This window comes from Hydrogenophaga sp., assembly GCF_036675665.1.
Lineage (GTDB): Bacteria > Pseudomonadota > Gammaproteobacteria > Burkholderiales > Burkholderiaceae_C > Hydrogenophaga.
Genome location: NZ_JAKFEO010000030.1, coordinates 29,259 through 54,341, shown reverse-complemented (window position 1 = coordinate 54,341; position 25,083 = coordinate 29,259). Strand labels below are relative to the sequence as shown.

The 25,083-nt window shown below is 66.7% G+C and carries 27 protein-coding genes; 16 read left to right on the top strand and 11 right to left on the bottom strand.

What is annotated here, in order from left to right; translation table 11 throughout:
• Positions 1-141: 141 nt before the first annotated feature.
• Positions 142-5,850 carry a response regulator gene (locus tag V6M63_RS10670; protein WP_332741610.1) on the bottom strand — a complete coding sequence of 1,903 codons (5,709 nt, stop codon included), beginning with the start codon at positions 5,848-5,850 and terminating at the stop codon, positions 142-144.
• A gap of 202 nt (positions 5,851-6,052) precedes the next feature.
• On the opposite strand from V6M63_RS10670, the gene V6M63_RS10665 reads away from it, so the two are divergent.
• The 9 genes from V6M63_RS10665 (at position 6,053) to V6M63_RS10630 (ending at position 13,243) form a co-directional block, all read left to right on the top strand.
• Complete coding sequence (locus V6M63_RS10665) at positions 6,053-6,868, top strand: response regulator (RefSeq protein ID WP_332741609.1); 816 nt, start codon at positions 6,053-6,055, stop codon at positions 6,866-6,868.
• Between the two features lie 431 nt (positions 6,869-7,299).
• Positions 7,300-7,932, top strand: coding sequence for a nuclear transport factor 2 family protein (locus tag V6M63_RS10660; RefSeq protein ID WP_332741607.1), 633 nt, complete (start codon positions 7,300-7,302; stop codon positions 7,930-7,932).
• Positions 7,933-7,977: 45 nt separating this feature from the next.
• Complete coding sequence (locus tag V6M63_RS10655) at positions 7,978-8,982, top strand: Bug family tripartite tricarboxylate transporter substrate binding protein (RefSeq protein ID WP_332741605.1); 1,005 nt, start codon at positions 7,978-7,980, stop codon at positions 8,980-8,982.
• A 48-nt stretch (positions 8,983-9,030) separates the two neighbouring features.
• A complete protein-coding gene (locus tag V6M63_RS10650; protein ID WP_332741603.1) occupies positions 9,031-9,585 on the top strand; it encodes an NADPH-dependent FMN reductase in 555 nt (184 codons plus the stop codon).
• Positions 9,586-9,673: 88 nt separating this feature from the next.
• Positions 9,674-10,696: a methionine synthase gene (locus V6M63_RS10645; protein WP_332741601.1), complete on the top strand. Its 1,023-nt coding sequence runs from the start codon at positions 9,674-9,676 to the stop codon at positions 10,694-10,696.
• A 31-nt stretch (positions 10,697-10,727) separates the two neighbouring features.
• Positions 10,728-11,921: a serine hydrolase domain-containing protein gene (locus V6M63_RS10640; RefSeq protein WP_332741599.1), complete on the top strand. Its 1,194-nt coding sequence runs from the start codon at positions 10,728-10,730 to the stop codon at positions 11,919-11,921.
• Between the two features lie 71 nt (positions 11,922-11,992).
• Positions 11,993-12,283, top strand: a complete 291-nt coding sequence (locus V6M63_RS10635) for a hypothetical protein (protein WP_332741597.1) — start codon at positions 11,993-11,995, stop codon at positions 12,281-12,283.
• Entirely contained in the window at positions 12,211-12,783 is a 573-nt protein-coding gene (locus V6M63_RS24560; RefSeq protein WP_442909573.1) for a TonB family protein, read from the top strand. Before V6M63_RS10635 ends, V6M63_RS24560 begins: the two co-directional genes overlap by 73 nt.
• A 49-nt stretch (positions 12,784-12,832) precedes the next feature.
• Positions 12,833-13,243 carry a DUF1801 domain-containing protein gene (locus V6M63_RS10630; RefSeq protein ID WP_332741595.1) on the top strand — a complete coding sequence of 137 codons (411 nt, stop codon included), beginning with the start codon at positions 12,833-12,835 and terminating at the stop codon, positions 13,241-13,243.
• A 36-nt stretch (positions 13,244-13,279) separates the two neighbouring features.
• On the opposite strand, the gene V6M63_RS10625 is transcribed toward V6M63_RS10630, so the two are convergent.
• Positions 13,280-14,173, bottom strand: a complete 894-nt coding sequence (locus V6M63_RS10625; protein ID WP_332741593.1) for a c-type cytochrome — start codon at positions 14,171-14,173, stop codon at positions 13,280-13,282.
• 131 nt (positions 14,174-14,304) lie between these two features.
• Here V6M63_RS10625 and V6M63_RS10620 point away from each other — a divergent pair, with 131 nt between their 5' ends.
• From V6M63_RS10620 to V6M63_RS10610, 3 genes are read left to right on the top strand one after another with little or no spacing between them, the layout of a single operon-like run.
• Positions 14,305-14,766: a hypothetical protein gene (locus V6M63_RS10620; protein WP_332741591.1), complete on the top strand. Its 462-nt coding sequence runs from the start codon at positions 14,305-14,307 to the stop codon at positions 14,764-14,766.
• A 20-nt stretch (positions 14,767-14,786) separates the two neighbouring features.
• Complete coding sequence (locus tag V6M63_RS10615) at positions 14,787-15,116, top strand: DHCW motif cupin fold protein (RefSeq protein WP_332741589.1); 330 nt, start codon at positions 14,787-14,789, stop codon at positions 15,114-15,116.
• A 40-nt stretch (positions 15,117-15,156) separates the two neighbouring features.
• Positions 15,157-15,444, top strand: coding sequence for a GNAT family N-acetyltransferase (locus V6M63_RS10610; RefSeq protein WP_332741587.1), 288 nt, complete (start codon positions 15,157-15,159; stop codon positions 15,442-15,444).
• 59 nt (positions 15,445-15,503) lie between these two features.
• On the opposite strand, the gene V6M63_RS10605 is transcribed toward V6M63_RS10610, so the two are convergent.
• Positions 15,504-15,968: a DUF1203 domain-containing protein gene (locus tag V6M63_RS10605; protein ID WP_332741585.1), complete on the bottom strand. Its 465-nt coding sequence runs from the start codon at positions 15,966-15,968 to the stop codon at positions 15,504-15,506.
• A gap of 428 nt (positions 15,969-16,396) precedes the next feature.
• Here V6M63_RS10605 and V6M63_RS10600 point away from each other — a divergent pair, with 428 nt between their 5' ends.
• Positions 16,397-16,732 carry a DMT family transporter gene (locus V6M63_RS10600; RefSeq protein WP_332741583.1) on the top strand — a complete coding sequence of 112 codons (336 nt, stop codon included), beginning with the start codon at positions 16,397-16,399 and terminating at the stop codon, positions 16,730-16,732.
• 45 nt (positions 16,733-16,777) lie between these two features.
• On the opposite strand, the gene V6M63_RS10595 is transcribed toward V6M63_RS10600, so the two are convergent.
• Positions 16,778-17,299, bottom strand: coding sequence for a DUF2889 domain-containing protein (locus V6M63_RS10595; protein ID WP_332741581.1), 522 nt, complete (start codon positions 17,297-17,299; stop codon positions 16,778-16,780).
• A 126-nt stretch (positions 17,300-17,425) separates the two neighbouring features.
• Between V6M63_RS10595 and V6M63_RS10590 the strand changes: the two genes are divergently transcribed.
• Positions 17,426-17,920: a cupin domain-containing protein gene (locus V6M63_RS10590; RefSeq protein WP_332741579.1), complete on the top strand. Its 495-nt coding sequence runs from the start codon at positions 17,426-17,428 to the stop codon at positions 17,918-17,920.
• A gap of 3 nt (positions 17,921-17,923) precedes the next feature.
• Here V6M63_RS10590 and V6M63_RS10585 read toward each other — a convergent pair whose 3' ends face one another.
• The 4 genes from V6M63_RS10585 to V6M63_RS10570 all read right to left on the bottom strand — a co-directional run bounded on the left by V6M63_RS10585 (position 17,924) and on the right by V6M63_RS10570 (position 21,041).
• Positions 17,924-19,207, bottom strand: a complete 1,284-nt coding sequence (locus V6M63_RS10585) for an amidase (protein WP_332741577.1) — start codon at positions 19,205-19,207, stop codon at positions 17,924-17,926.
• A 237-nt stretch (positions 19,208-19,444) separates the two neighbouring features.
• Entirely contained in the window at positions 19,445-19,792 is a 348-nt protein-coding gene (locus V6M63_RS10580) for a DUF2845 domain-containing protein (RefSeq protein ID WP_332741575.1), read from the bottom strand.
• A 94-nt stretch (positions 19,793-19,886) separates the two neighbouring features.
• A complete protein-coding gene (locus V6M63_RS10575; protein ID WP_442909572.1) occupies positions 19,887-20,681 on the bottom strand; it encodes a Crp/Fnr family transcriptional regulator in 795 nt (264 codons plus the stop codon).
• A gap of 135 nt (positions 20,682-20,816) precedes the next feature.
• On the bottom strand, positions 20,817-21,041 hold the full coding sequence (locus V6M63_RS10570) for a hypothetical protein (protein ID WP_332741573.1): 225 nt from the start codon (positions 21,039-21,041) through the stop codon (positions 20,817-20,819).
• A gap of 204 nt (positions 21,042-21,245) precedes the next feature.
• On the opposite strand from V6M63_RS10570, the gene V6M63_RS10565 reads away from it, so the two are divergent.
• Positions 21,246-21,851, top strand: coding sequence for a hypothetical protein (locus V6M63_RS10565; protein ID WP_332741571.1), 606 nt, complete (start codon positions 21,246-21,248; stop codon positions 21,849-21,851).
• A gap of 8 nt (positions 21,852-21,859) precedes the next feature.
• On the opposite strand, the gene V6M63_RS10560 is transcribed toward V6M63_RS10565, so the two are convergent.
• From V6M63_RS10560 to V6M63_RS10550, 3 genes are all read right to left on the bottom strand, one after another.
• The gene (locus V6M63_RS10560) at positions 21,860-22,573 is read right to left on the bottom strand and encodes a YebC/PmpR family DNA-binding transcriptional regulator (RefSeq protein WP_332741569.1); all 714 of its coding nucleotides are present in this window, start codon (positions 22,571-22,573) and stop codon (positions 21,860-21,862) included.
• Between the two features lie 127 nt (positions 22,574-22,700).
• Positions 22,701-23,087, bottom strand: a complete 387-nt coding sequence (locus V6M63_RS10555) for a hypothetical protein (RefSeq protein WP_332741567.1) — start codon at positions 23,085-23,087, stop codon at positions 22,701-22,703.
• A 128-nt stretch (positions 23,088-23,215) separates the two neighbouring features.
• Complete coding sequence (locus V6M63_RS10550) at positions 23,216-23,974, bottom strand: SDR family NAD(P)-dependent oxidoreductase (RefSeq protein WP_332741565.1); 759 nt, start codon at positions 23,972-23,974, stop codon at positions 23,216-23,218.
• Positions 23,975-24,087: 113 nt separating this feature from the next.
• On the opposite strand from V6M63_RS10550, the gene V6M63_RS10545 reads away from it, so the two are divergent.
• Positions 24,088-25,035, top strand: a complete 948-nt coding sequence (locus V6M63_RS10545; protein WP_332741564.1) for a LysR family transcriptional regulator — start codon at positions 24,088-24,090, stop codon at positions 25,033-25,035.
• Positions 25,036-25,083 lie beyond the last annotated feature (48 nt).

Sequence of the window (25,083 nt, the reverse complement as noted above, 5' to 3'; positions counted from 1 at the left end):
CCTGGTGGTGGCGCGCTGCAGCGTGCAAGCGCAGGATCATGACCCGTCGCGAGGGCGCCCACACGCCCGGACTTTCCCTGACGGCGGGTTGTTCCGTTTCGCCACAACCCCGCGGCAGACCTGGCCCCGCAGGGCCAGCCATCACACGGTGCTGGCCTGCCCGATCAGTTCGGCCGCGGCCTCGAAGTCCAGCGCGTCCAGCAGCCTCTCCATGCGTTGCACCACCTCCGCGCCGAGCCGCCGGGCCAGAGCGGCCTGGTGCTCGGCAAAAAACGCCAACGCATCCAGGTCCTGGCCCAGCAGCATCAACCGGAACGCGGCCAGCGCCTCGTCACCGATCGGCGCGACGTCGTGCTCGGCCGGCGTTGGCACCACGACCTGGGCACACAGCTCCTGCGTGAGGTCTTCCAGTTCGGCCATGGCCGCGCGCAACGGCGGCCACAGCAAGACCACCGAACTCTCGGGCGCCTGCGCGCGCAAGAGATCTTCGAGCCCGCGCGCCACGGTGTACACCTGCCGCGCCTCGACCAGACCCGCGACGCCCTTGAGCTTGTGCATGCGTGAGGCCAGCGCGGTGCGCCGGGCTTCGTCCAGCCCGGCGGGTGGTGGTTCGTGCCGCAGCGGGCCAAACTCCTCGACCATGCGGCGCAAGGCGCTCAGGAACAGCGCCTGGTCACCACCCATGCGCTCCAGCGCGGCGCGGTGATCGACGCAGGTCACGGCATCCCAGGGCCCGGCGGCGGCCACGGGCGCCGACCCGGATGCTGGCGGCACCGGATCGTCCAGCACCACCAGCGACGTGCCGCGCGCACGTTCGATGTGCTCGCGCAACACGCCCTGCAGCTGTTCAGGGTCGAGCTGTTTGTTGAGGTAGTCGTTCATGCCCGCGGCCATCGCCTGGTCGCGGTCTTCGGTCTGCGTGCCGGCACTCAAGGCGATCACGGGCAGGTGCGCCAGCGCCAGCTCGTCACGGATGCGCCGGGTGGTTTGCAGTCCATCCATCTCGGGCATCTGCACGTCCATCAACACGGCGTCGAAGCGCTGGGGCCAGCGCCTCAGGTGCACCAAAGCCTGTTCACCCGAAGCGGCGCAGGTGGCCTGTGCCCCCAGCTGCTCCAGCTGATGGCGCGTCACGGCCAGCTGGATGTCGCTGTCGTCCACCACCAGGATGTGCAGGTCGCGCAGGGCGTGGCTGGCGGCCAGCCGCCTGGTCGGCGTTGTTTCCCCGCCCTGCGGCTCGGACAGCGGTACGCGCAACGCGGCGAGCAGCGCCACCAGACCGTCCATGCTGAATTCGATCAGCGGTTTCAGGGGCTCATCCACGTGGGTGGCCGTGCGTGCGGCCGCCAGCGCCTTCTCGGCCCGGAAGCTGTGCTCCACCAGGGATGTGATGCCCAAGGTGCCGGCCAGCCCCTTGAGGGTGTGGGCCACGCGCGCGCCCGACTTGAAGTCGCCCGCCGCCAGGCCGGTCTGCAGCTCGTCGAGCTGGCGGGGATGGTCGTCGATGAAGCGCTCCAGAAAGCGGGCGTAGGCCTTGGCGCTGCCGCCCAGGCGGTTGAGCGCTGCCTGCAGTTCGACACCCTGCATGTCGGCCAGCGCCTGCGCGGCAGCGGGCACCTCGCAGGCCGCGGGTGCGAGCCCCTGACCGGGCGGCGGCAGCGCAGGCGCCTGGGGATCGAGGGTGTGCGGCAAGTGCTGTCGAAGGGTCCGCAGCAACTGGGCCAGGTCAAACGGCTTGCCCACGTGGTCGTTCATGCCCGCCTGCAGGCAGGCTTCGCGGTCGCCGGCCATGGCGTTGGCGGTCATGGCGATCACGGGCAGCGCGCTCAGGCCGAGCTCTCCGCGAATGCAGCGCGTGGCGGTGTAGCCGTCCATCACGGGCATCTGCACGTCCATGAGCACCAACTCGTATGCGTCGCTGTCGGCCGCCAGCATGTCGACCGCGATCTGGCCGTTGCCCGCCACCGTGATGCGCGCGCCCTCGCCGGCGAGCAGCTCGCAGGCCACTTGCTGGTTGGTCTCGTTGTCCTCCACCAGCAAGATGCGAACGCCCTCCAGCACACCGCGGCGTTGCGCGCGGGCGGCGGGCGCCAGCACGCCGTCCCGCTCATCGCGGGCCGCCTTCACGGCATCGACCAGCATGGAGCCTGTCACGGGCTTGATCAGGTAACCGTCGAGCAGGCTCTTTTCGGTGAGGTCCTTGCTCTCCAGCAGTTCGCGGCCGTGGGCCGTGACCATGATCAGCAGGTCCAGGGCTTCGCTGAGCGGCGGCGACTTGAGCTGGCGCGCCGACTCCCAACCGTCCAGACCCGGCATGTGCCAGTCCATGAACACGGCATCAAAACGCCGCCCGTCACGGCGGGCCTGCGCCAGGCATTCGATGGCCGCTTCGCCACTGGACACCACCTCCACCCGCCACCCGTTGGCCTTCGCCATGACGGCGAGCGTGTCGCGCGCAATGTCGTTGTCGTCCACGATCAGCACATCCAGCGCCGGCGCACCGGGCCTGGGGTCGCGCTCCTCCTGCAGCAGCGCAGGCACCTCCAGCGCAACGGAAAACCGGAACACCGTGCCGCGACCGAGCTCGCTGTCCAGCGCCAGCTCGCCGCCCATCAGGGCCACGAGACGCTGGCAGATCACCAGCCCGAGGCCGGTGCCGCCAAAGCGGCGTGTGGTGGTGGCTTCGGCCTGGGTGAAGCCCTCGAAGATGCGGGCCTGGTTCTCCGGAGCAATGCCGATGCCGGTGTCGCGCACGGCCACGTCCAGCATCACCTGCGTGGCGCTGGTGCGCCGCGCCCGCAGCGAGATCACCACCTCGCCGAAATTGGTGAACTTGATCGCGTTGCCCGCCAGGTTCACCAGGATCTGGCGCAGGCGCAACGCATCGCCCAGCAGCACCGGCGGCACGGTGGGGTCGATGTCGAACAGCACTTCGATTTCCTTCTCGCCCACGCTGGCCGAGAGCACCGTCGCCAGGTCGCGGAACAGGCGATCGATCTCGAAGGGATGGGGGTCCAGCGTGAGTTTGCCGGCCTCGACCTTGGAGAAATCCAGGATGTCGTTGAGCAAGCCGAGCAGCGAGCGCGCCGCGTTCTCGGTCTTGCTGGTGTAGTCGAGCTGTCGCGAGGTGAGCCCCGTGCGCTGCAGCAGCGAGAGCATGCCCAGGATGGCGTTCATCGGTGTGCGGATCTCATGGCTCATGTTCGCCAGGAACTGGCTCTTGGAGCGCGAAGCCGCCTCGGCCACCTCCGCCGCCTGGATGACCTGGGTGATGTCGAAGCGAAAGCTCACCACGTGCCCGTCGGGCATGGCGCGCTCGACCACGCGCAGCGTTCGGCCGTCGGGGATGCGGCGCTCCCAGTCGCCGCCCTGGCGGTGGTCCCGCACCCGCTCGGCGACCCACTCCTCGTTGCGCCCACGCGCTCCGGGCGGCTCGTACAGGGCCAGGCTGGCGCGCACGATGGTTTCAAACTTCGCGCCCGGCTTGAGCAGGTCGTTGATCTCGCTGTAGAGCTCGCGGTAGCGGTCGTTGCAGAACACCAGTTCGTCGTCGGCGTTGAAGATCACCACGCCGGCGCCCGTGACTTCCAGTGCGCTGGACATGAGCTCGTTGGAGCGGCGGGCTTGCGCTTCCGCTTCGCGGCGCGCGGAGATGTCGACGTAGGTGGTCACGAAGCCGCCCTTGTCCAGCTGGCCCCGGCGCAGCTCGATCACTTCCCCGCCCGGCATGGTGCGCTCGAACTGCTGCTTGCGGCCAGCGGTGACCGCCGCGTGGATGATCTCGCGCACCTGCTGCTCCACATCGCCGGGGCCGTAGTCGCCCTGCTCGGCACTGAAGCGAACCATGTCCTCGAAGCGGCTCACACCGGGCTGGCACAGGTGGGCAGGCAGGCGAAAGAGGCGGCCGAAGTCGGTGTTGGCCACCATCAGGACGCCGTCGGCGCCGATCACGCTGAGCGCGCACGGCAGGCTTTCGATCACGTTGGTGAGCAGCTCGTTGCTGCGCTCCATCGCTTCCTTCAACTGTTTGGCCGCGGTGATGTCCTGGATCGCGCCGACCAGGCCCCGTGCCACGCCATCACGCACATCCAGCTCGCCCAACGCGCGCACCCAGATGGCGCGGCCTTTGGCGGTGACCATGGGCAACTCCAGATCGAATGCCTCGCCGGTTTCGAAACCTCTTCTGAAAGCGGCCTCAATGAGAGGACGGGCCTCGGGCGCAAAGTACGACAAGGCCTCCTTCGACGTCGGCAGGTGTCCCGGCTCCCGGTCGTGGATGCGACAGGTCTGATCGGTCCATCGGATCTGCCGTGTCGCGATGTCCATGGCCCAGCCGCCGATGCCGCCGATGCGCCCGGTGCGGTCCAGGAAGGCCTGGCTCGACTGCAGCGCCTCTGCGTTCTGGCGGCGCTCGGTGACGTCGCTCTGGATTGCCATGAATCCCATGAATTCACCCGCGTCGGATTTCAGCGGCTGGATTTCCAGTTCAATCCAGTACTCGCGTCCGGCCTTGCTGCGGTTGAGCAGTTCCCCATGAAACGGCAGGCGCGCGTCCAGGGTCTCCCGGATGCGCTTCAGCTCGCGCCCATCGGTCCCTTCGAATTGCACGAACTCGCCGGCGCGGCGTCCCATCACCTCACCCATGCTGTAGCCGGTGATGCGCTCGAAGCCGTCGTTGACCCAGGTGATGCGGCGCTGGGTGTCCGTGATCACGACCCCGTTGGACGTGCGTTGTGCCACCACCGCCAACCGTTCGAGGTTGATCGTCATCGAGCGCGCCAGCGCCTCGGCTCTCAGACGCGCACGCACCGACTGGGTCGACATCCAGGCCAGCGCCAGGGTGAGCAGAATGCCCACGCCCAGCACCACGAAAGCGGGCAGCTGCGTGATCGACTGTTCGTAGGCGTATGTGCTGCTGGTGTGGAGGATGAAACTCTGCCCATACACCTGAAAGCGCAGTTGCTGGCTGTACGTGGCGGGCGGTGCGAGCCGGGGCTCGCTGGTGCGGGTGATGCCTCTGCCGCCTTCGATGACGTGGACGCCGGCGATCCAGTTCTCCTGCGCAGGCTCGCCCTTGCCCGAATACAGCTGGTACGTGACCAGGTCTTCGGTGACGGCGGTGACACCGGACAGCACATCGCGGGCAATCAGCGGCGCATACAGAACACCGAGCAGCTGGGCCTCCCGTTCCTCCGCGGTGGAGGGGAGCTTTCCAGCGGCGTAGACCGGCAAGAACATCAAGAAGCCGGGCGAGGTCTGGCCATCGCGCACCAAGGGCACGGCGGGGCTGAGCGTGGTCTCACCACTGGCAATGGCGTGCTCGATCGCGGCCCGCGGCCGAGGATCGCTGCCCACGTCGGCGCCCATGGAGCCCGGGCTCAGCACCTCGGGCTCGACGTAGCGAATGATGTACAGCGTGTCGTGGTGCTTGTCGCCGAACTGCCGCAACACCAGCCCCGGCGAATCGCCCGCACGCACACGATCGAGGTAGGCGGGCAGCTCCGTGCGCTGCACGCGGTCCACCAGGCCCAAGCCCCGGTTGCCGGGGAACTCGCGCTGCAGATCCATCGAATCGACGAACGCCTTGAACTCCCGGCGGTCCACCTGCGCGCTGGCCGCATAGGCCCCGCGCGCGCCCTTGAGCCCGTACACCGAGGCCGACAGGCGCTGGGTGACCTCCGTGGTGATCAGCTCGCTCTTGCGCGCGAACTCGGACTGGGCATCGGCCTGCACGCGGCGCGCCAGGGACCCGGCTCCCAGGACACTGGCCACCAGACCCAGGCACACGATCGCCACGGTCAGGCTGAAGCTGGCCAGCGTGCGCTGGGGAGGAGGCAGGTCTGAGTTCATGGGTGCGATCTCTGAGGGGCAGGACACCCAAGTGTCTTGCCGATGCCCGCAGGCAAGCCCTTGATAAGCGGCAGCACCACCGGCCAGTTGCGGCGATCGGGACGCCGATGCGGGGATCTGCGGGTGGTCGGTGCCGCTTTTCCGGGGTTTGCCGTGGCGCGGAAACACGGAACATCACACCATCACCCAACTGGAGCAACCAGTGAACACTTCCACCTCCCAAGCCATGCCCGATCGACGCCGGGTGCTGATCGTCGACGACGACCCGACCATGGTGCATGTGCTTGCGCGCACGCTGATGGACTGCGCCCAGTTGTACTTTTCGGTGCGTGGTGAAGATGCCCTGAAGAAGCTCGAGGCGCACAGGCCCGACCTGATGCTGATCGACGTCGACATGCCCGACCTGAGCGGCTACGAGGTGATGCAGCGCATGCTGCACAACCCCGCCACACGCGATACCCAGGTGATCATGGTCACGTCACACACCGAGGAGAGCTACCGCCGCCGTGCGATGGAACTCGGTGCGGTGGACTTCTTCCACAAGCCGATCAACCGCGAGGAAGTGCGCGAGCGGGTGGATCAGCTGCTGAACCAGGACGTTGAGTCGATCGAACTGAGTTTTTCGTCCCAAGGCGACTTCACCAGCAAGACCGCGCAGGTGTCCGACCCCAGGGGTCCCAAACCCCCCGGCCACTCCCGGGTTGAGCTGGAAAACGGTTTTGCGGAAACGCAGATCTTCGCGGAGTTCCCTCCGCTCCCCAAAAAGGCCAGCGCAGTCAGTGTCCCTGCGGTCGTGCCCGCGAACCCTGTCCTGCGCGCGACCAGCGCCGATGACATCACCTCGGAGCTGTTCGAGCGCATGTCGGCCATCCTGGAGCAGACCGAGTCGATACGCCACACCGACCAGAAAAGCCTGTCGCCCGCCGTGTCCCAGCGCATCGCGCGCATCGAGGAAGAATGTGCCGAGATCATCCAGTTGCTGGTGACCCTGAGCGACCGCGAAACCAGCGCCGTCTAAAGAGCTTCTGGCCCCCACGCTCCGCCGCTGCGCGGGTCGCTGCCCCCCGAGGGGGCTGATCCGCCTTGGGGCGGCCCGGCGCCGGATCTTCGTGCCCCCCACGCTCCGCCGCTGCGCGGGTCGCTGCCCCCCGAGGGGGCTGATCCGCCTTGGGGCGGCCCGGCGCCGGATCTTCGTGCCCCCACGCTCCGCCGCTGCGCGGGTCGCTGCCCCCCGAGGGGGCTGATCCGCCTTGGGGCGGCCCGGCGCCGGATCTTCGTGCCCCCACGCTCCACCGCTGCACCCCTGGTTTTGCAGTTTCTGCAAATTTGATTTCCAGCCCGGGGGTTCATTCCTCGTTGTGATCGACATAGAGTGCGCCCACGCCCGGCGTCGGTCCGGGCCTGCGTGCGCGCCGCCGCATGCACCCATCACACACGAGGAGACACCCGATGAACGACGACCTGAACGAGCAACTGCTGATCCGGCAGATGGTGGAGCGATGGGCCGTGTGGCGCGACGCTGGAGACTGGCACCGTTTCGCCACCGTCTGGCATCCGAAGGGCGTGATGATGGCCACCTGGTTCCAGGGCCCGTTTGCCGACTTCATCCGCGTCACGCAAGAGGGCTGGTCCAAGGGCGTGAGCATCCTGCACTTCCTGGGTGGCTCGGCCATCGAGGTGGCGGGCGACCGCGCCATCGCGCAGACCAAGATGACCATCTCTCAGCGCGGCATGGTCGAGGGTGAACACGGCCCGGTGCTGTGCGACGTGGTGTGCACCGGCCGCTTCTACGACTTCGTGGTGAAGGTCGATGGCCAGTGGAAGCTGCTGCACCGCCAGCCGATCTACGAGAAGGATCGCATCGACGCGGTCGACCCGGCGGCGCAACTCTCGCTCGACCAACAGGCCCTGGCCGGTTTCCCCGAGGGCTACCGCCACCTGGCCTACATCCAGACCCGCATCGGCTACACGGTCAAGCTCGACATGCCGATGCTCAAGGGTCCCGAGGTGCAGGCGCTCTACCTCCGGGGCGCGGCCTGGCTGGCCGGTGGGCCGTTGGAGCGGGAGATCAACCCTGCTTGAGTCACGCACCCGCCGGTTCGCTTCACAACAAGACAGGAGACAGACATGCACGACAACAACACCTTCTCGACCTCGCGCCGCCACCTGGTGGGCGCCCTCCCCGCCGCCTGCCTGCTCAGCGCGTTGACTCCCTCGGCCTGGGCGCAGGCCGACTTCCCTTCGCACGCGCTGCGCGTGATCGTGCCGCAGCCGCCCGGCGGGGGTTTTGACTTCGTGGCGCGTGCGCTGGGGGAGCGCCTGGCCAGGCGCCTGGGCCAACCGGTGGTGGTGGAAAACCGCACCGGCTCGGGCACGCTGATCGGCACCGACGCGGCGGCCAAGGCCGCGCCCGACGGCTACACGCTGCTCACCGGTTCGGTGTCGAACATGGTGCTCAACATGGGCCTGTACAAAAAGCTCTCGTACGACAGCCTGCGCGACTTCGAACCCGTGGGTCTGGCGGTGAGCTACAGCTACACGCTGATCGCACGTGCCGACCTGCCGTTCAAGACGCTGGCCGAGGTGGTGGCCCACGCCAAGGCCAACCCCGGCAAGCTGACCTGCGCCTCGGCCGGCAACGGCTCGGGACAACACGTGCTGGCCGCCGCGCTCTGGCAGCTTGCCGGCGTGGAAATCACCCACGTGCCCTACCGCGGCGCGCAGGCCGCGTACACCGATCTGCTCGGTGGCCGGGTCGACATGTTCTTCGATCTCACGCCCACCACGCGCGCCCACATCGAGTCGGGCAAGGTGTTCCCGCTCGCCGTCTCGGGTGCCGAGCGCAACGCGCTGCAACCCACCGTGCCCACCCTCAACGAGACCGGCGTGGCCAGGCTGGACCTGGAGTCGTGGTTCGGGTTCTTCGCGCCGCGCGGCACGCCACCCCAAGCCCTGCAGCGCCTGCGCACCGAGCTGGCCGCGGTGATCGCCGAGCCCGAACTGCGCGAGGTCTTCACCAAGGCCGGCGGAAAACCCCTCACCATCGGCGTGGAGCAGACTTCTGCGATGCTCAAGCGCGATGTGGAGCGCTGGACCGCGCTGATCCGCGCGGCCAACATCTCGCTCGACTAGGGCCTGTTCACAGGCCCCAATCCCGTTTTTTCTTTTTCAGGACACCCCATGACGTTTCAAGTCGTTGCCATCTCGGGCAGCCTTCGCAAAAGCTCCACCAACACCATGGCGCTGCGCGCCGCGCAGCGCCTGGCGCCAGAAGGCATGGCGATCGAGATCGTCGACATCGCCGACATCCCGCTCTACAACGAGGACGTGCGCGCGGCCGGTGAACCGGCTTCCGTGAGCGCCCTCAAGGCAAAGATCGCCGCCGCCGACGCGGTGCTGATCGCCACACCCGAGTACAACTTCTCCATCCCCGGCGTGCTCAAGAACACGCTGGACTGGATGTCGCGTCCCCCCGCGCCCCCGTTCGACGGCAAGCCGGTGGCCCTCCTCGGCGCCAGCCCCGGCCCGGTGGGCACCGCCCGCGTGCAGTACCACCTGCGCCAGGTGATGGTGTTCCTGAACGCCTTCACGCTCAACAAGCCCGAGGTCTTCATCAGCCACGCGGGCAGCAAGTTCAACGCCGAGGGCGAACTGACCGACGAGACCACGGCCAAGTTCATCGGCGAGCAGCTGGTGGCGCTGCGCGCGCTGGCCGAGCGCGTGGCGCCGCGCTGAGAACAACGGGGGGGCCAAGCCCCCGCGACAGCGACAACGCCATGGGCTGAGTAAGATTCCGGAGCCACCCACAACACCCGGAGACACCATGTTCGACACCGCGATCGCAGGCAGCCTGCCCAAACCGGCCTGGCTGGCCGAAACCGAAAAGCTCTGGCCGCAGTGGAAGTCGCAGGGCGCCGAGCTGCAGCAGGCCAAGGCCGACGCCACGCTGCTGTGGATCAAGGCGCAGGAAGACGCGGGCCTGGACGTGATCGGCGACGGCGAGCAGGCGCGCCAGCATTTCGTGCACGGCTTCGTGGAGCAGGTCGAGGGCATCGACTTCGAGCACAAGGTGACGATGGGCATCCGCAACAACCGCTACGACGCGCAGGTGCCGCAGGTGGTGGCACCCTTGCGCCTGAAGGGCCGTGTACACGCCTTCGAGGCGCAACTGGCGCGCGCGCACACCAAAAAGAAACTCAAGTTCACCCTGCCCGGCCCCATGACCATCGTGGACACCGTGGCGGACCGCTTCTACGGTGACAAGGTCAAGATGGCCATGGCCTTCGCCGAGCTGCTCAACCAGGAAGCGCTGGCGCTGCAGGCCGATGGCGTGGACATCATCCAGTTCGACGAACCGGCCTTCAACGTCTACATGCAGGACGCGTCCGACTGGGGCGTGGCCGCGCTCGAAGTGGCCGCGCGCGGCCTCACCTGCACCACGGCGGTCCACATCTGCTACGGCTACGGCATCAAGGCCAACGTGGACTGGAAGCAGACGCTGGGGGAAGAGTGGCGCCAGTATGAGCAGGTGTTTCCGGCGCTGGCCAGAAGCAGCATCCAGCAGGTCAGCCTGGAGTGTTTCCACTCGCATGTGCCGCCCGAGCTGATGCAGTTGCTCGAAGGCAAGGACGTGATGGTCGGCGTGATCGACGTGGCCAGCGACGTGATCGAAACACCCGAGCAGGTGGCCGACACCATCGGCCTGGCATTGCAGTACGTGCCGAAGCAGCACCTGATCGCCTGCACCAACTGCGGCCTCGCGCCCATGAGCCGCGCGGTGGCCATGGCCAAGCTCGACGCGCTGGCCAAGGGTGCCGCTCTCGCCCGCCAGCGTTACGGCGCATGAGCGCCGCAGCGCATTGCGCCGAGGTTTCGGCATGACCACGCACGGACTGCCAACCGCCGCGCCGGCCGAGGTGGGGCTGTGCCCCGAACGTACCCAGCGCATCGTGCAGGTGCTGCAGCGCGACGTGAACCGTGGTCGCCTGCCTGGCGTGGCGGTGCTGATTGCACGGCGCGGCCGCGTGGTGCTCGACACCGCCGTGGGCCGGCTCGACCCGGCGCACGAAGCGCCCATGGGCACGGACGCGGTCTTCCGCATCTACTCCATGACCAAGCCCATCGTCTCGGTGGCGGCCATGATGCTGGTGGAACAGGGCCGGCTGCTGCTGAGCGACCCGGTGGGCCAGTACGTGCCCGGCTTCCTGCAGCAGCAGGTCGCGGTGCACGGGCCGCAGGGCGTGTCGCTGGTGCCCGCCATGCAGCCGAGCACCGTGCAGGATCTGCTGCGCCACACGGCCGGCCTCACCTACGAGTTCACCGGCAACGAACACGTGAACCAGCTCTACGCGCAGGCCGGCCTGGGCAGCCGCCAGCAGACGAATGCCGAACTGTGCGAGCGCCTGGCCGCACTGCCGCTGGCGCACCAGCCCGGCACGGCCTGGGCCTACAGCCGCGCCACCGATGTGCTGGGCCGCGTGATCGAGGTGGTCACCGGCCAGCCGTTGGGCGCCTTCCTGCGCGAGACCATCCTGCAGCCACTGGGCATGTTGGAGACCGCCTTCTTCGTGCCACCCGCGCAGCACCACCGCATCGCCGAGGCCTTCGAACACGACCCCGACGGCGGCGTGCAGATGGCCATGCACGACCCACGCGAAGTGCCCGCGCTCGAAATGGGCGGCGGCGGCCTCATGTCCACCGCGCACGACTACGCGCGCTTCCTGCAATGCCTTCTCAAGGGCGGCGAACTCAACGGCCAGCGCCTGCTGTCACCGCACACCCTGGCCTGGATGACCGCCGACCATCTCGGCAGCGCCATCAACCACGCCGACAACCCGCTGCTGCCCCCCGGCCACGGCTTCGGCCTGGGCTTTGCCGTGCGCACCGAGGCGGGTGTGGCGCCCGTGCCGGGCTCGGTGGGCACCTACCACTGGAGCGGCATCGGCGGCACCCACTTCTTCGTCGACCCGGCGCAGGAGCTGTTTGCCATCTTCATGGCGCAGGCGCCGAACCAGCGGGTGCATTACCGGTCAATGATGCGGAACCTGGTGTATGCGGCGGTGGTGGGGTGAAGTCGCAACGCCGTTTTCGGATGTGAGGTGCAGAATGCACTCAGCGTCCAACGACGCATTGGAGACAAGTCATGAGCCAAGTATTTGGTGGCCAAGTGCCGACGCCCCATGTGCAAGCCGAGCATCGTGCGGTAACGAAGTATCTGGTGGTCATTGCAGCGCCGGAAGGTCCGATCGCCAAACTGCTTCTTCCTGATCGGGAGCAGGTCGCCGAGCTGGATGCCAATACCGAAGAAGTGACCGCGATGATCATGGACCGGGTACCCACGGTGGGCGCTGCGGGGGCTGAATGGGACAGACTGTTTGCAGGGTACAGCGCCGAAGAGCGCGCCACGGCGAAGATCTACACGCTCGATACTTGAGGCAACCGCCTTGCCGTGCCCGCCAACTTCGCGGATCGCCGGGGAAGAGGAAATCCCTTTCATTCGCCAGGCCCCACGAACAGGTTCCGATGTCACGCATCCCGATTGCACTTCTTGTCACTGCGCTCGCAGGTCACGCTTCAGCACAAGGGCAGGCCTCTGCGCCAACCGCCGATGCCTCACAAGCGGCAACACCAACAGGTGCTGCCGCGGCTCGAATGGTCGCGGCATCTCCCTTGGGCGCCTGCTTCAGGCGACAGCCGGCGTACCCGGTTGCAGCTCTGCGGGACGAGCAAGAAGGACAGACCGTCGTCGCATTCACCGTTGCCGCCGCAGGGCCGATTCAGAACCCAGGCCTTCTTCGATCGAGCGGGCATCAGACACTGGACCGCGCCGCTCTGGCGCACCTGAACCAATGCATCGCCTCGGTCAGTACCCAAGCCGAAGACCCACTTCCACCCGGTCGGTACGCGCTCCCCATGGTGTGGCGCATCGAGTGAGGCCCAAGCCTTCGGCCGAGACGAGCCTCATCTCAAAACTGCCGCGCCCATGAAAAAGTCCGTTCCTGCGTCCACACCAGACGGGTACGTCGCGTCGTTGGATGGTTGGCAGCGCACGTACGTGGAGGCGCTGCGCGCCGCTGTTGTGGGCGCAGCCCCGCAGATCACCGAGACGGTCAAGTGGGGTCATCTCGTGTATCTGGTCAATGGGCCCGTGTTGCTCATTCGCGCCGAGGATCACCGCGTGCTCTTCGGCTTCTGGCGCGGCAAGAATCTGCGGCACATCGAGCCGAGGCTTCGTCCTGGCGGCAAATACACCATGGCCACGCTCGAGCTCGTTGAAGGAACGCCCCTCGAACGAGCAACCGTGATCCGGTTGGTCCATGAGGCCGTTGCTCTCAACCTCTCGCTGGGCGACCCCACGGAACTCCCTCCCAGACAGGGCAACAGTGCGGCTTAGCCATCCATCGATTGGGCGTCCACTTTGGGTTTGGCCTCACCCCTTCCCCGGCAAGGCCTTCAAATACAGATACAGGGCCCGCAGATCCGTTTCGCTCATCTCGCGCAGCGACTCAAAGGGCATCACCTGCACCGCCGTGCCATCGGGCCGCTTGCCGCTGCGGAACATCGCGATCATGGCCTCGGCGCTCAGGTACCGACCCATCACGCTGCCATCGCCGGGCGTGAGCTGGGCGGCGGGCGGCCAGTCGGGTGGGCCGCCGGGAATCTTGCCCCCCACCAGCCCCACGCCGTGGCAACCGATGCACATGTTGGCCACATAGGCTCCGTGCGCCAGCGTCACGCCCTCGGGCACGGGTTGTTGCGGTGGCAGCGTGTGGTCGATGCGCGCGGCCGCGTCGAGGATGGCGCCATACCCGTAGAGCGCCCTGACCGGCAGCGGCAGCTTCACCACCGCGCCTTGTCCGCTGGCGGGCGGCAGCGAGCGCACGTAGGCCACGAGCGAGGCCAGGTCATCGTCGGTGAAGCGGTTGTAGTCCTCGCTGGGCATGATCATCAGCGGGCGGCCTTGCGGGCTCACGCCATGGCGGATGGCGCGCACCCAGTCCACCGGCTGGTAGGCGGCCACGACGCCGCCGGGCCCGGTGGTGATGTTGGGGCCGGCAATCACCAGACCACCGTCGTCCACGAAGGTGCGACCGGTGCCGGCGCTGCCGTGGCAGTCCACGCAGCCACGCGACGCGAACAGGTATTTGCCGCGTTCGACCGAGGCCGCGTCATCGCGCAGCGCGACAGTGGGCACCTGCACGCTGACGGTGCGCTGCATCTTGCGCTCGGCCAGCAGCACGCCCAGACCGAGCGCGAGGGCGGCCAGCAACACGAGCGCGCCCAGTCCCGCGAGCAGCGCCCGCAGCCATGTTCTCTTGTTCATCGTTCCGCCTCCTGTGGTGAAACCACGGCGGCATTTCACGCGAGCGGGCGGGGCGGTGTCAAGCACCGCTGTTGCGCCTTCCACGGGATACATTACGTCTGGCCTCGCAACCAGCCGTCGCAGAGATATCCATGAACGAAGCCCTCGATCGCCTCGCCAGGGAACTGGACCTCGACTCTTCCGTCCATGAGCGTTTGCGACTTGAGTTTGGCTACGCCTGCACGCTGCGAGTGAAGCATCTTCTGGAAGAGCCCGCGGTCCTGGCGTGCCTCTCGGGTCTGGGCCAGTACCTCGACGGCACTGTCGATCGAGCCCACCTCGAACACCTCGCGGCGCAGGCCGCTCACCTCGCAAACCAACATCAGGGCTCCAAGTCCATTGACGGGTGTGGCCACGCCGCCGTGTCGGCGACCTATGCGGTGGCCAACGCGCTCGCGGGCAAGGCATGCCAGGCCGCCGAGTACGCTGCCTATGCGGCGGTCTATGGGCAAGGCGGCTATGGCGCCGTGGCGGATCGTGAGTCCTTCGAACCCGAGTTCTCGTGGCAATCCACCTGTCTGGCGTCGCTGGCCCGTCGGCACGTCTCGGCGTGAAAGCACAAAGGACACACACTGTGGAAATGCAAGGAATCCCGTTCGGAACGACAGACTGGGCCTCAATCCCCCGGACCGAACATGCAGGTGATACTGGAAAGGCCTACTGGCAAACGTGCCACTTTGGATCCATCCGGGTTCGAATGGTCGAATACACGCCGGGCTACCTGGCGGATCACTGGTGCGTGAAGGGCCACATTCTTCTGTGCACCGACGGGGAACTCCACACCGAACTGGCAGATGGAAGAACCTTCACGCTCAAGCCAGGCATGAGCTACCAGGTTGCCGACAACGCCGAGCCTCACCGATCCAGGACAGAAACTGGGGCAAAGATCTTCATCGTTGACTGACGGTGTTGTCCAACCCTCCCACTCAACCGGACCCACTCCAATGGAATACCTCATCGAACACCAGGACAGCGGCGCGAAGGGCGCCTTCTATGTTCAGAAGGACGGTCAGTGCCTTGCCGAGATGACCTACAGCCGCACCAACCCGTCCATGATCATTGTTGACCACACGGAGGTCGATGCTTCGCTCGGCGGCCAGGGCGTTGGTCGAAAGCTGCTCGACGCTCTTGTCCATTGGGTTCGCGCCACAGGCACGAAGGTCGTCCCGCTCTGCCCTTTCGCCAAGGCTCAGTTCGACAAGGACGCATCCATCCGCGACGTGCTCGTTTAACCGTCACAGAAGTCCCGCCACGACGGGCGGCGCCATTCTCGTCCCGCGCTCTCGGCGCGTCAGCCTCGTTCCACCTGGCACTGAAAGCAGTTGAACTTGGACCGGATGTGAACGTACTCGATGTCTTCACGCTCAAGAATCCTCCGGCAGTGTTGTTCAAGCTCCGTGCCCTCCACGACTTCGCCAGTCTCGTACACGATCCAGTCGTTCCGGTCGTATCCGCGCACGAGGGCCGGCTGCAGGTATGAGAACCAGAACGGCAGTTGATCGCTCTCGTAGCGCATGCAGTCACTCGCATGCAGAAAGATCGGACCCGTCTCCGCGTACGGTTGCGCGACCGGAAAGGGACGGTATGAAAGGACCAGCTTGTCTTCACCCGGCGCAATCAATCCAAGACAGTGACGGCAGGGATTGCCAGCACCCTCGGCTGTTCGAACCACTGGCGCTTGCCCGTTCGCATCCAGCCCTCCTTCACGAAGGCCCTGCACGAACGCCGTCGGGATTCCATTGATCAGCAACTTCATGTCAATTTCCCCATGGTTTGCGCCACACCTGCGTGGACGCCGGGGAGCATTTCACGCGAACCTGGACAACCTGGCTCGCCAGATCCGGACATGAAATTCTGAAGTTTGGCGCAACCAACACCAAGGAGACCCCATCGCTGAGCCAGCTGCGCAGCGATGTCGCGACAACGGATGCCTGGTACGTGAACCACGTCGCCGGCCTCACGGCGCCTATCACCGCGGAAACGTGGGTCAGTGCTCAAGTTCCGCCGCGTGATCTCTGCACCAGGTTCCTGCACCAGAGCGAGCCAGCCCGCAGGGAGGCCTGACGCCAGTCCATTCTGTCCGCCGCCTTGCTACACTGAAAACCTTCTGCAGGTACCGCTCCACCGCACTGCTCGTGTCACTCGGTACAAGTGACAAACGCGCAAGTCCGGAGGAGGTGCCTCATGAACCCAAGCCTGTTGGCCTGGCTGCTGGTCGCAATCAGCGTCATCGCAGAAGTTGTCGGAACCGTCGCGCTGAAGTACTCCGATGGTTTCTCCAGACTCCTCCCGTCGGGCGCAGCGGCTGCTTGCTACGCGCTTGCAATCTGGCTCATGGCTGTTGCCATGCGGCAGCTCGACATGGGAATCACCTATGCAGTCTGGGCCGCAAGCGGTACGGCAGCCACTGCTCTGGTTGGAATCGCGTTTTTCGGGGAGCACATGGGCACTGTCAAGGCGCTGGGCCTGGTTTGCGTGGCTGCCGGCGTCGTCATGCTCAATCTCGGCGGTCAGCGATGACGTCCAAAAAGTCGCATAGGGACTCCCCCATTTGCGTCACCTCGGCTACGAGGCCCGTGCCGGTGGCTGCCAGCGGAAGAACACCGGGTGGACCTTCTCCACCACCGGGCCGTTGAAGTCCCAGGCCAGGCACTGACCGAGGTGAGGCGGCGGGCTGCCGTCGGCCGGGGGTGCGAACGAGGCCGAGCGGGTCTGGAACGCGGCGGTGGCCAGGTTGAACAGCAGTTCGCGCAAATGGGTGCAACCCTGGATGCCGCCGAGGTGGCGCTGGATGGTGTGGCGCCAGCCCTTGCCCAGCACCTCACCCACCATGCGCTGCATGGGCACCATGGCTTCGGGGCACGGGCCGTGCGGATGGGCGTCCATGGCCACCGCGATCTCGCGGATCACCATCGATTCATCCACCGTGACGCGGATGTGCATGTGGTGCACCGGCTCTCCCGCCGCCCAGCGGCGCTCGCCCTCGATCTCGAAGTCGTGCGGCTTGCTGTCGTGCAGCGTGCCTTCGATGTCCCACAAGCCGTCATCGCGATGGAAGCCGCGGTATTCAACGCGGCGGGTGTGCATGGGGGTGCGGGGCTGGGGTGGGGGCAAGGGCAAAACGGTTTCTCCAACAGGGGCGATTCAATGCCCTGATTTTCGGGCATTGAGCGCGGTGGCACACTGAACCTTCCATCGCCCCGGAGACACGCCATGTCACACGATCACGACCATCCCCACGAACACGCCCCGGCCTGGAAGCACGACGGCGTGCGCGTGGTGCCCGGCAACCAGCTGGATGGCAACGTGCCCTCGACCCCGGGCATGGACCGCAAGGCGGCCATCAACTTCGCGCGCGTGGGGGCGCAGAAGCTCTGGGCCGGCACCGTCACCATCCACCCCGATGCCAAGACCGGCGCCCACCACCACGGCCCGCTGGAGAGCGTGATCTATGTGGTCAAAGGCAGGGCGCGCATGCGATGGGGCGAGCATCTGGAATTCACCGCCGAGGCCGGGCCAGGCGACTTCATCTATGTGCCGCCTTTCGTGCCGCACCAGGAGATCAACGCCAGCGCCACCGAGGTGCTGGAGTGCGTGCTGTGCCGCAGCGACGGCCAGGCGGTGGCGGTGAACCTGGACATCGAGCCGGTGGAAAAGCCCGAGCAGGTGCTGTGGGTGGACCCCACGCACCCGACCGGCGCCGTCTGAGCCTCAGCCCCGAACGGCAGCTTCGAGATGCAGCGCCGCGCTCAGCGCCTTCGCATCGCGCCAGCGCGGCCCGACCACCGTCACGCCCACCGGCATGCCGTGTTCGCCCACACCCGTGGGCACATGCACACAAGGCACGCCCAGCAGGCTCCAGAGACGGCTGAAGATCGGGTTGCCGGTGGCCTCCAGCCCCAGCGGGGCTTCGCCGGTGGCGCTCGGCGCGATCAACACGTCCACCTGCTGCAGCAGGTTCTCGATCTCGCCGCGCGCGTGAAGGGCCAGCGCATGGGCTGCTGCCAGGCGCTCGCCGGTCACCGCCGCACCGCTGGCCAGCACCTCGGCAAACGCCGGGCTGAAGAGGCTCGCATGGCTGTTGCGCTCGGGCGCGAAAGCGGCCCAGGCCTCGAAACCCATGATGTCCATCTGCGCCTGCGCCAGACCCACCCAGGCGCCGGGCACCACCGCCTCGACCGCGCGCGCACCGAGCTTGTCGAAGTGCCGCGCGGCGTGCTGCAACGCGCGGCGCGCATCGGGCGATGCGAGGTCCCAGTGCGGGGTGTGGCAGATGCCCACGCGCCAGCCCGTCACCGGGCTCAGCGCCAGCTCGATGCGCGAGAGCGTGCCGACGAAAAACGCGGCATCGTCCACCGAGCGGGCGAACACGCCAGCGGTGTCCAGCGTGGGCGAGAGCGACTTGATACCTGCCATCGGCAGCAGCCCGAAAGTGGGTTTGTAGCCGACCACGCCGCAGTAAGCCGCGGGCCGGATCACCGAGGCAGCCGTCTGGGTGCCGAAGGCCAGCGGCACCATGCCGGCGGCCACCGCCGCGGCCGAGCCGCTGGAGGAGCCGCCCGGTGTGCGCGGAGCATCGGCGCTGGCGCGCGGGTTGCGCGTGACACCGGGCTTGAAGGTGGCGAACTCGGTGGTCACTGTCTTGCCCATGACCACCCCGCCGGCCTCGCGCACGCTGGCGACCACGGCCGCGTCCACCACCGGGCGGTGCCCCGCGTAGATCGGCGAGCCGTAGGTGGTGGGCATGTCGGCGGTGTCGATCAGGTCCTTCACGGCGATCGGCACGCCGGCCAGGACGCCCTGCGCGCCTGCACGGTCGAGTGCCTGCGCCTGCGCGATCACCTGCGCGGCGTCGAAATGTTGCCACGCCAGGATGCCGGGCTCCAGCGCCTGGACACGCTCGACCAACGCCCGCGCCACCGCCTCGGCGCTGACCTCGCGCCGCGCCACACGCGCGGCGATCTCGCGCGCGGACCCGTCTTCGATCTTCTGCATGCCCATGCCTTCATCATGTGGGCCGAACAGCCGGCCCGTCACCCCGGCATTTTGCGGGGCACGATGCGGGAGGCGAGCCACTGAAGCGACAGCCAAGGCGGCGTTTTCGTCGCGGCGAAAGCCACCGGTGCACAAACGCAGCCTGCGCAATGCTTCACGTGCAATGCGGCGCCCTGGCAGGCTTTGAGGATGCGCTGCCGATGGCCTGCTTCCAGGACCCGGCGCTGGTGGACTGAGTCAGCGCGGCTGGCGCTGGATGCGGATGGATTGCACGGCGCCCGAGCGGATGCGCACCGTGGCCGTCAGCTTGCCCTGGCCACGTTCGTAGAACCAGTCGTCGATCTGCTGGCACGGCACGGCGTCGCTGGCAAACGGCTCGGGCACGGGAACCAGGGACTTGTTCTGAAACACCGGCGCACAGAAGCTGTCTCGCAACTGAGGCGGGCCGCACTTCTGCAGCAGAGAGACGCGCGAATCACCCTCTTCCACCGTGCCGCCGCCGCACCGCAGCGACTCGGCCTGAGCCGGCAACGACTGCAGCAGCAGCACCGCCGCAAACACCCCCATGCGAATCTGCGCACCCATGTAGACCTCCAACTTGCCAGAGCGTTCAGTGTGCGCCGGGAGTGTGTCTGCATTGTGTGTGCGGGGCAACGCATTGACACCGGGAGCCGATGCCTCAGACCGCCATCTGGTGCGGCAGCAGCCGGTCGTATTCCTCCTTCACCACCGCATAACACTCGCACGAGCGGTCCTCCAGGCCCGCGCGGTCAAGCACCTTGATGCGCCCGCGCGAGTAGCTGATCAGCCCAGCAGCCTGGATCTTCAACGCCGCTTCGGTCACGCCTTCGCGGCGCACACCCAGCATGTTGGAAATCAGTTCCTGCGTCATGGCCAGTTCGTTGCCGGGCAGGCGGTCCAGGCTGAGCAGGAGCCAGCGGCAGAGCTGTTCGTCCAGCGAATGGTGGCGGTTGCACACCGCGGTTTGCGCCATCTGGGTGATCAGGGCCTGCGTGTAGCGCAGCAAGACGTTCATGACCGGCCCCCCGAGCTTGAAGGCCTCGATCAGGTGCCGCGCCTTGAGCCGGTAACCGCGACCCGCGCTCTGCACCACGGCGCGGCTGGTGGTCGTGTTGCCGCCCATGAAGAGAGAGACACCCACCAGCCCTTCGTTGCCCACCACCGCGATCTCGGCCGAGTCGCCGTTCTGCATCACGTACAGCAACGAGACGATGCCGGAGGTGGGAAAGTAGGCATGCCCTTCCGCCTCGCCCGACTCGTACAACACGCAGCCCAAGGGCAGGTCCACCAGTTCCAGGTGCGGCAGCCAGCGTTTGATGTCTTCGTCGGGCAATGCCGAGAGCAGGTCGTTGAGCTTGACTTCGCTGGTGTTGGGCAGCGGAGTGCTTGATTCAGGCGTGCGACTGGGCGTGCGGACAGAGGCAGTCCTTCTGGACGGTGGGCGGGTGGACATGACGGCCTCGGATGGAAACCCGCTCACGGCGTTTCCTGGGCCAGGGCGTCGAATCAGGCTGACGCGACTGTAGTCAGGAACGGCCTGCCCGTATGTACGGTACGGAACACACCTGAGGCCACCCGGCCCCACCCATCACCAGAGCGCGGAGTCGCGCATGTCCTCGATCTTGCGGCGGCTGCGGCTGCGCCAGACGCTGCGCCCGACGCCCAACACCACCAGCAGCAACAGGCTGGCCGCCAACAGTTCGCCCCAGCCGAGGTGACGACCCAACCAGACCGACATCAGCCAGGAGAAGGCCAGCAGACAAACAGCGATGCTCGCGGCTGTGAGGACGATGTACGGTAGGGAGCGCAGCATGGACAGTGAAACTTGTATCTTCCGAGGAGTGTGACCGGCGCGGGAGAGGCGAATCGCCTGCCCTGTCCGCTGGACTTTGCATTCTCGCATCAAGGTTGTGGATTGCGTCACTACACTCTCCCCCTCGCCATGTGAGCCATGGGCCGCACGGGACTGATCGCAAAAATGCCTACCAAAGGCCTACAAGATGGTGATGGACTTGCAATGGATGTGTTGATTCTGGTGACGCTGGTGGCCGTGGGTGTGTGGTTTTTGCGCTCGGGCGAACAACGGCGCCGCATTGCCCTGCTGGGCAGTTTTCTGGGCAAGTACCAGATCGAGGTGCTGATGGAGAACCTCACGCAAGGTTATCTGCGCGCGCTGGGTGAAGACGACCCGGCGCGGCGCGAGCAGATCCTCAACATGTTGAACACGGCCGAACAGTCGGTGGCGCAGCAGTTCGGCAGCTTCGCCACCGAGTTTTCACAGCTCGACGAGGCGCAGACACGGGTGAGCAAGCTGGGCGTGGCGCTGCCATTTGCCGATCGCCTGTTTCCCAAGGCCACGTTCGACGTGCGGGAGGCTTTCCGCATTCACGCTCGCGGCCTGGCGGACACCGCCAGCAACGAGCTCCACCGATCACCGCGGGACAAGGCCTTCACCATGTCGGCCGAGCTGCTGCTGATGCAGCACACCTGCCATTGGTTCTGCCGCTCGCTGGCCACTGCCTCCGCGCGCACCCTCGTGCGCCACCAGACACCCTACGCACAACTGGTGGCCTCGGTCGCACCGGCCACCCGCAGGGACTACGAAGCCTTGTTGCGCGGCTGAGCGGGCCCTCAGCCGCCGAGACCGGCGAACACGTTCTGCACGTCTTCGTTGGCGTCCAGCGCGGCGAGAAACGCCTCCACCTCTTCCAGGTGTTCGGCGCTCAAGCTGGCGGGGTCGATCGGGTTCTTGGGCTTGTAGCCCAGCTTGGCCGACAGCACGGTGAAGCCCTGCGCCGGCAGCGCGCGGCTCACCAGATCGAGGTCGGTGGGATCGGTGAGGAACAACACCACGCCGTCGTCGTCGGCGGGGTGGAAGTCTTGCGCACCGGCCTCGATGGCGGCGAGCTCCGGGTCTGCGCCCTTGGTGCTGGCTTCGGCTTCGATGATGCCCAGGTGGTCGAAGTCCCACGCGACCGTGCCCGAGGTGCCCAGCTGGCCCTTGCGAAACAGCACGCGCATGTCGGAGGCGGCGCGGTTCACGTTGTCGGTCAGGCACTCGACCATGACCGGCACGCGGTGCGGCGCGAAGCCTTCGTAGACCACGTGCTCGAAGTGCACGGTCTCACCCGTGAGGCCGGCACCCTTCTTGATGGCGCGGTCCAGCGTCTCCTTGGGCATGGAGACCTTGCGCGCCTGCTCCACCACCAGACGCAGCCGCGAATTCGCCGCCGGGTCGGCGCCGTGGCGCGCGGCGATCATGATGTCCTTGGCCAACTTGCCGAACAGCCTGCCCTTGGCGTTGGCCGCCAGATCCTTGTGTTTTGCTTTCCACTGCGCGCCCATGGCCATGTTCCTTTGAGTTGACGAGCGAGTTTACGCGTCAGACTCCTCGGGGGCGAGTTGCTGGACGGCTTGAAAGTGCGTGAGGAAGTCCTGCACCCATGAGCGCGGGCGCGATCGGCTCACTGCGTCAGTGGTGAGCCCCGTAGTAGGAGGTGCCGCCGCCAGCCCAGCGGCCAGCTTCGGACGTTGCGCGTTCATGCAGGCGTTTGAGCGAGCGCGCTGCCGCATTCGGGTTGGCGGGTTCAGAGAGCGCCTCGGCTTGCGCCAAGGTGTCCTGCAGGGTCTGAACGAATTGGGCGCGGGCGGCCGGCTGGCGGCGAAATGCGTTCACACACGCGGGGGAACTCTCCAGGGTCAAACCGCCTGCCACCACCCGCAGGCAGGCCCGGGCAAAGTCCGGCTCCTGGCTGCGCGCGGGGGGGTGCGCCCACAGACCTGCGCAGAACAGCAAGACACCGCCCAGGGCCACGCGTTGGGCGGGTTGCCTGGTTGTTGAAGCGGTGTGGGCGACCATCACTGGATTCTCGACCCGCGCCCCTGCGGGTGGGTGATCACGGAACGCCGCTGGACGGGCTCATCGCACCGCTGGGGCAGTTGTCCAGGTGTCATGCTTCCAAAGCGATCGGGTGTTTCAGTGCCGCATCACAGATGGATGCCGCCAGACACCTCCATTCGCTGTCCGTTCACCCAGCCCATGTCGTCGGAGAGCAGCGCGCGCATCACCTTGCCGATGTCGTCGGCTTCGCCCACCCGGCCCAGCGCCGTCTGTGAAGCAATGAAGCTGTTGATCTGGGGGTTGTCGCGCACCGTGCCACCGCCGAAGTCGGTGGCGATGGCGCCTGGCGCAATGGTGTTCACCGAGATGCGGCGCGGCCCCAGTTCCAGCGCAAGGTAACGCGTGAGCACTTCAACACCCCCCTTCATGGCCGCATAGGCTGAATAGCCTGCCATCGAAAAACGGGCCAGGCCAGAGGACACGTTGAGGATGCGCCCGCCGTCCTGCATCAGGGGCACCAGCGCCTGTGTCAGCAAGAACGGCCCCTTGAGGTGGACGCGAAACATCTGGTCGAGTTGTGCCTCGGTGGTGTCGACGAAGCCCGCATGCATGCCCACACCCGCGTTGTTCAAGAGGAAGTCGAAACGCTCGCGTTGCCAGTGCATGCGCAGGGCCTCGCGCACCGCCGTGGCAAAGGCAGCGAAGCTGGTGCTGTCGCCCACGTCGAGCCGCAGGGCGACGGCGTGCGCACCGAGCGCCTGCGCTTCCTGCACCACGGCGTCGGCTTCAATGGACTGGCTGTGCCAGGTGACGATGAGGTCGGTGCCTTGGGCGGCGAGTTTCAGGGCGGCGTTGCGGCCGAGGCCGCGGCTGGCACCGGTGATGAGGGCGATCTTGCGGTTCATGAGGAACTCCTGAGGTGGTGAAATTGAAGAACAGGAACGCAGTCTATTGATCGGAATAAGATCCATAAACCACCAATATCTGATCAAACCATCCAGAGAAATCGAACAATCCCATGAGCATCAACCTGCCGGAGGCGATGAAGGTGTTTGTGCGTGTGGCCGAGCTGAGCAGCTTCACCGCGGCCGCCGAACAGCTGGGTTTGCCACGGGCGAGCGTGTCGGCGGCGGTGCGCCAGCTGGAGGCGGAGCTGGGCGTGCGCCTGCTGCACCGGACCACGCGACAGGTGCAGATGACGCAGGACGGGCAGGTGGTGTATGAACGCGCGCAAGATCTGCTGGCCGATCTGGACGATCTGCGTGGTTTGTTTCGCGCCAACCCGGCGCAGCTGCGCGGACGCCTTCGCGTGGACATGCCGCAAGCCATCGCGCGCGACGTGGTGCTGCCCGCACTGCCCGCCTTTCTGGCCGACCACCCGGCACTGGACATCGAACTGTCCTGTGTCGACCGCCGGGTCGATCTGGTGGCCGAGGGTTTCGACTGCGTGTTGCGCGTGGGCAAGCTCACCGACTCCAGCCTGATCGCACGCCCGCTCGGCGAATACCGCATGGTCAACTGCGCCAGTCCGGCGTATCTGGCGGCCCATGGCACGCCCCGCTCACTGGACGACCTGGTCCGCCATCGGCTGGTGCACTACGTGCCCAGCCTGGGCGCGCGCTCCACCGGATTTGAATACGTCGATGCCCAAGGCAAGCTGCACACGGTGGTCATGCCGGGCGCGCTCACGGTCAACAGCACCATCGCCTATGAAGGTGCGGCGCTGGCGGGGCTGGGCATCATCCAGGTGCCCGAGGTGGGCGTGCGCGAGCACTGTGCTGCTGGTACCTTGGTCGAAGTTCTCGCGGCCTGGCGCCCGCCTTCCATGCCTGTTTCTCTGGTGTACCCCCATCGCCGCCACCTGCCCATGCGAGCGCAGGTGTTCATGACCTGGCTGGCGGCACTCATGGCTCTGCGCCTGGAAGACGCTTCTGAAACAGGCTCGCTCCGCAGCGAGGCTGTGTGAAACCCTGACCAGATCGTGCACGGACGGAACCGTGGTCACACCAGACAA

Coding starts and splice junctions, on each gene's coding strand:
- V6M63_RS10670 (WP_332741610.1), bottom strand. CDS start 5,850: ATGAACTCAGACCTGCCTCCTCCCCAGCGCACGCTGGCCAGCTTCAGC.
- V6M63_RS10660 (WP_332741607.1), top strand. CDS start 7,300: ATGAACGACGACCTGAACGAGCAACTGCTGATCCGGCAGATGGTGGAG.
- V6M63_RS10655 (WP_332741605.1), top strand. CDS start 7,978: ATGCACGACAACAACACCTTCTCGACCTCGCGCCGCCACCTGGTGGGC.
- V6M63_RS10650 (WP_332741603.1), top strand. CDS start 9,031: ATGACGTTTCAAGTCGTTGCCATCTCGGGCAGCCTTCGCAAAAGCTCC.
- V6M63_RS10645 (WP_332741601.1), top strand. CDS start 9,674: ATGTTCGACACCGCGATCGCAGGCAGCCTGCCCAAACCGGCCTGGCTG.
- V6M63_RS10640 (WP_332741599.1), top strand. CDS start 10,728: ATGACCACGCACGGACTGCCAACCGCCGCGCCGGCCGAGGTGGGGCTG.
- V6M63_RS10635 (WP_332741597.1), top strand. CDS start 11,993: ATGAGCCAAGTATTTGGTGGCCAAGTGCCGACGCCCCATGTGCAAGCC.
- V6M63_RS24560 (WP_442909573.1), top strand. CDS start 12,211: ATGGGACAGACTGTTTGCAGGGTACAGCGCCGAAGAGCGCGCCACGGC.
- V6M63_RS10630 (WP_332741595.1), top strand. CDS start 12,833: ATGAAAAAGTCCGTTCCTGCGTCCACACCAGACGGGTACGTCGCGTCG.
- V6M63_RS10625 (WP_332741593.1), bottom strand. CDS start 14,173: ATGAACAAGAGAACATGGCTGCGGGCGCTGCTCGCGGGACTGGGCGCG.
- V6M63_RS10620 (WP_332741591.1), top strand. CDS start 14,305: ATGAACGAAGCCCTCGATCGCCTCGCCAGGGAACTGGACCTCGACTCT.
- V6M63_RS10610 (WP_332741587.1), top strand. CDS start 15,157: ATGGAATACCTCATCGAACACCAGGACAGCGGCGCGAAGGGCGCCTTC.
- V6M63_RS10605 (WP_332741585.1), bottom strand. CDS start 15,968: ATGAAGTTGCTGATCAATGGAATCCCGACGGCGTTCGTGCAGGGCCTT.
- V6M63_RS10600 (WP_332741583.1), top strand. CDS start 16,397: ATGAACCCAAGCCTGTTGGCCTGGCTGCTGGTCGCAATCAGCGTCATC.
- V6M63_RS10595 (WP_332741581.1), bottom strand. CDS start 17,299: ATGCACACCCGCCGCGTTGAATACCGCGGCTTCCATCGCGATGACGGC.
- V6M63_RS10590 (WP_332741579.1), top strand. CDS start 17,426: ATGTCACACGATCACGACCATCCCCACGAACACGCCCCGGCCTGGAAG.
- V6M63_RS10585 (WP_332741577.1), bottom strand. CDS start 19,207: ATGCAGAAGATCGAAGACGGGTCCGCGCGCGAGATCGCCGCGCGTGTG.
- V6M63_RS10580 (WP_332741575.1), bottom strand. CDS start 19,792: ATGGGTGCGCAGATTCGCATGGGGGTGTTTGCGGCGGTGCTGCTGCTG.
- V6M63_RS10575 (WP_442909572.1), bottom strand. CDS start 20,681: ATGTCCACCCGCCCACCGTCCAGAAGGACTGCCTCTGTCCGCACGCCC.
- V6M63_RS10570 (WP_332741573.1), bottom strand. CDS start 21,041: ATGCTGCGCTCCCTACCGTACATCGTCCTCACAGCCGCGAGCATCGCT.
- V6M63_RS10565 (WP_332741571.1), top strand. CDS start 21,246: ATGGATGTGTTGATTCTGGTGACGCTGGTGGCCGTGGGTGTGTGGTTT.
- V6M63_RS10560 (WP_332741569.1), bottom strand. CDS start 22,573: ATGGGCGCGCAGTGGAAAGCAAAACACAAGGATCTGGCGGCCAACGCC.
- V6M63_RS10555 (WP_332741567.1), bottom strand. CDS start 23,087: ATGGTCGCCCACACCGCTTCAACAACCAGGCAACCCGCCCAACGCGTG.
- V6M63_RS10550 (WP_332741565.1), bottom strand. CDS start 23,974: ATGAACCGCAAGATCGCCCTCATCACCGGTGCCAGCCGCGGCCTCGGC.
- V6M63_RS10545 (WP_332741564.1), top strand. CDS start 24,088: ATGAGCATCAACCTGCCGGAGGCGATGAAGGTGTTTGTGCGTGTGGCC.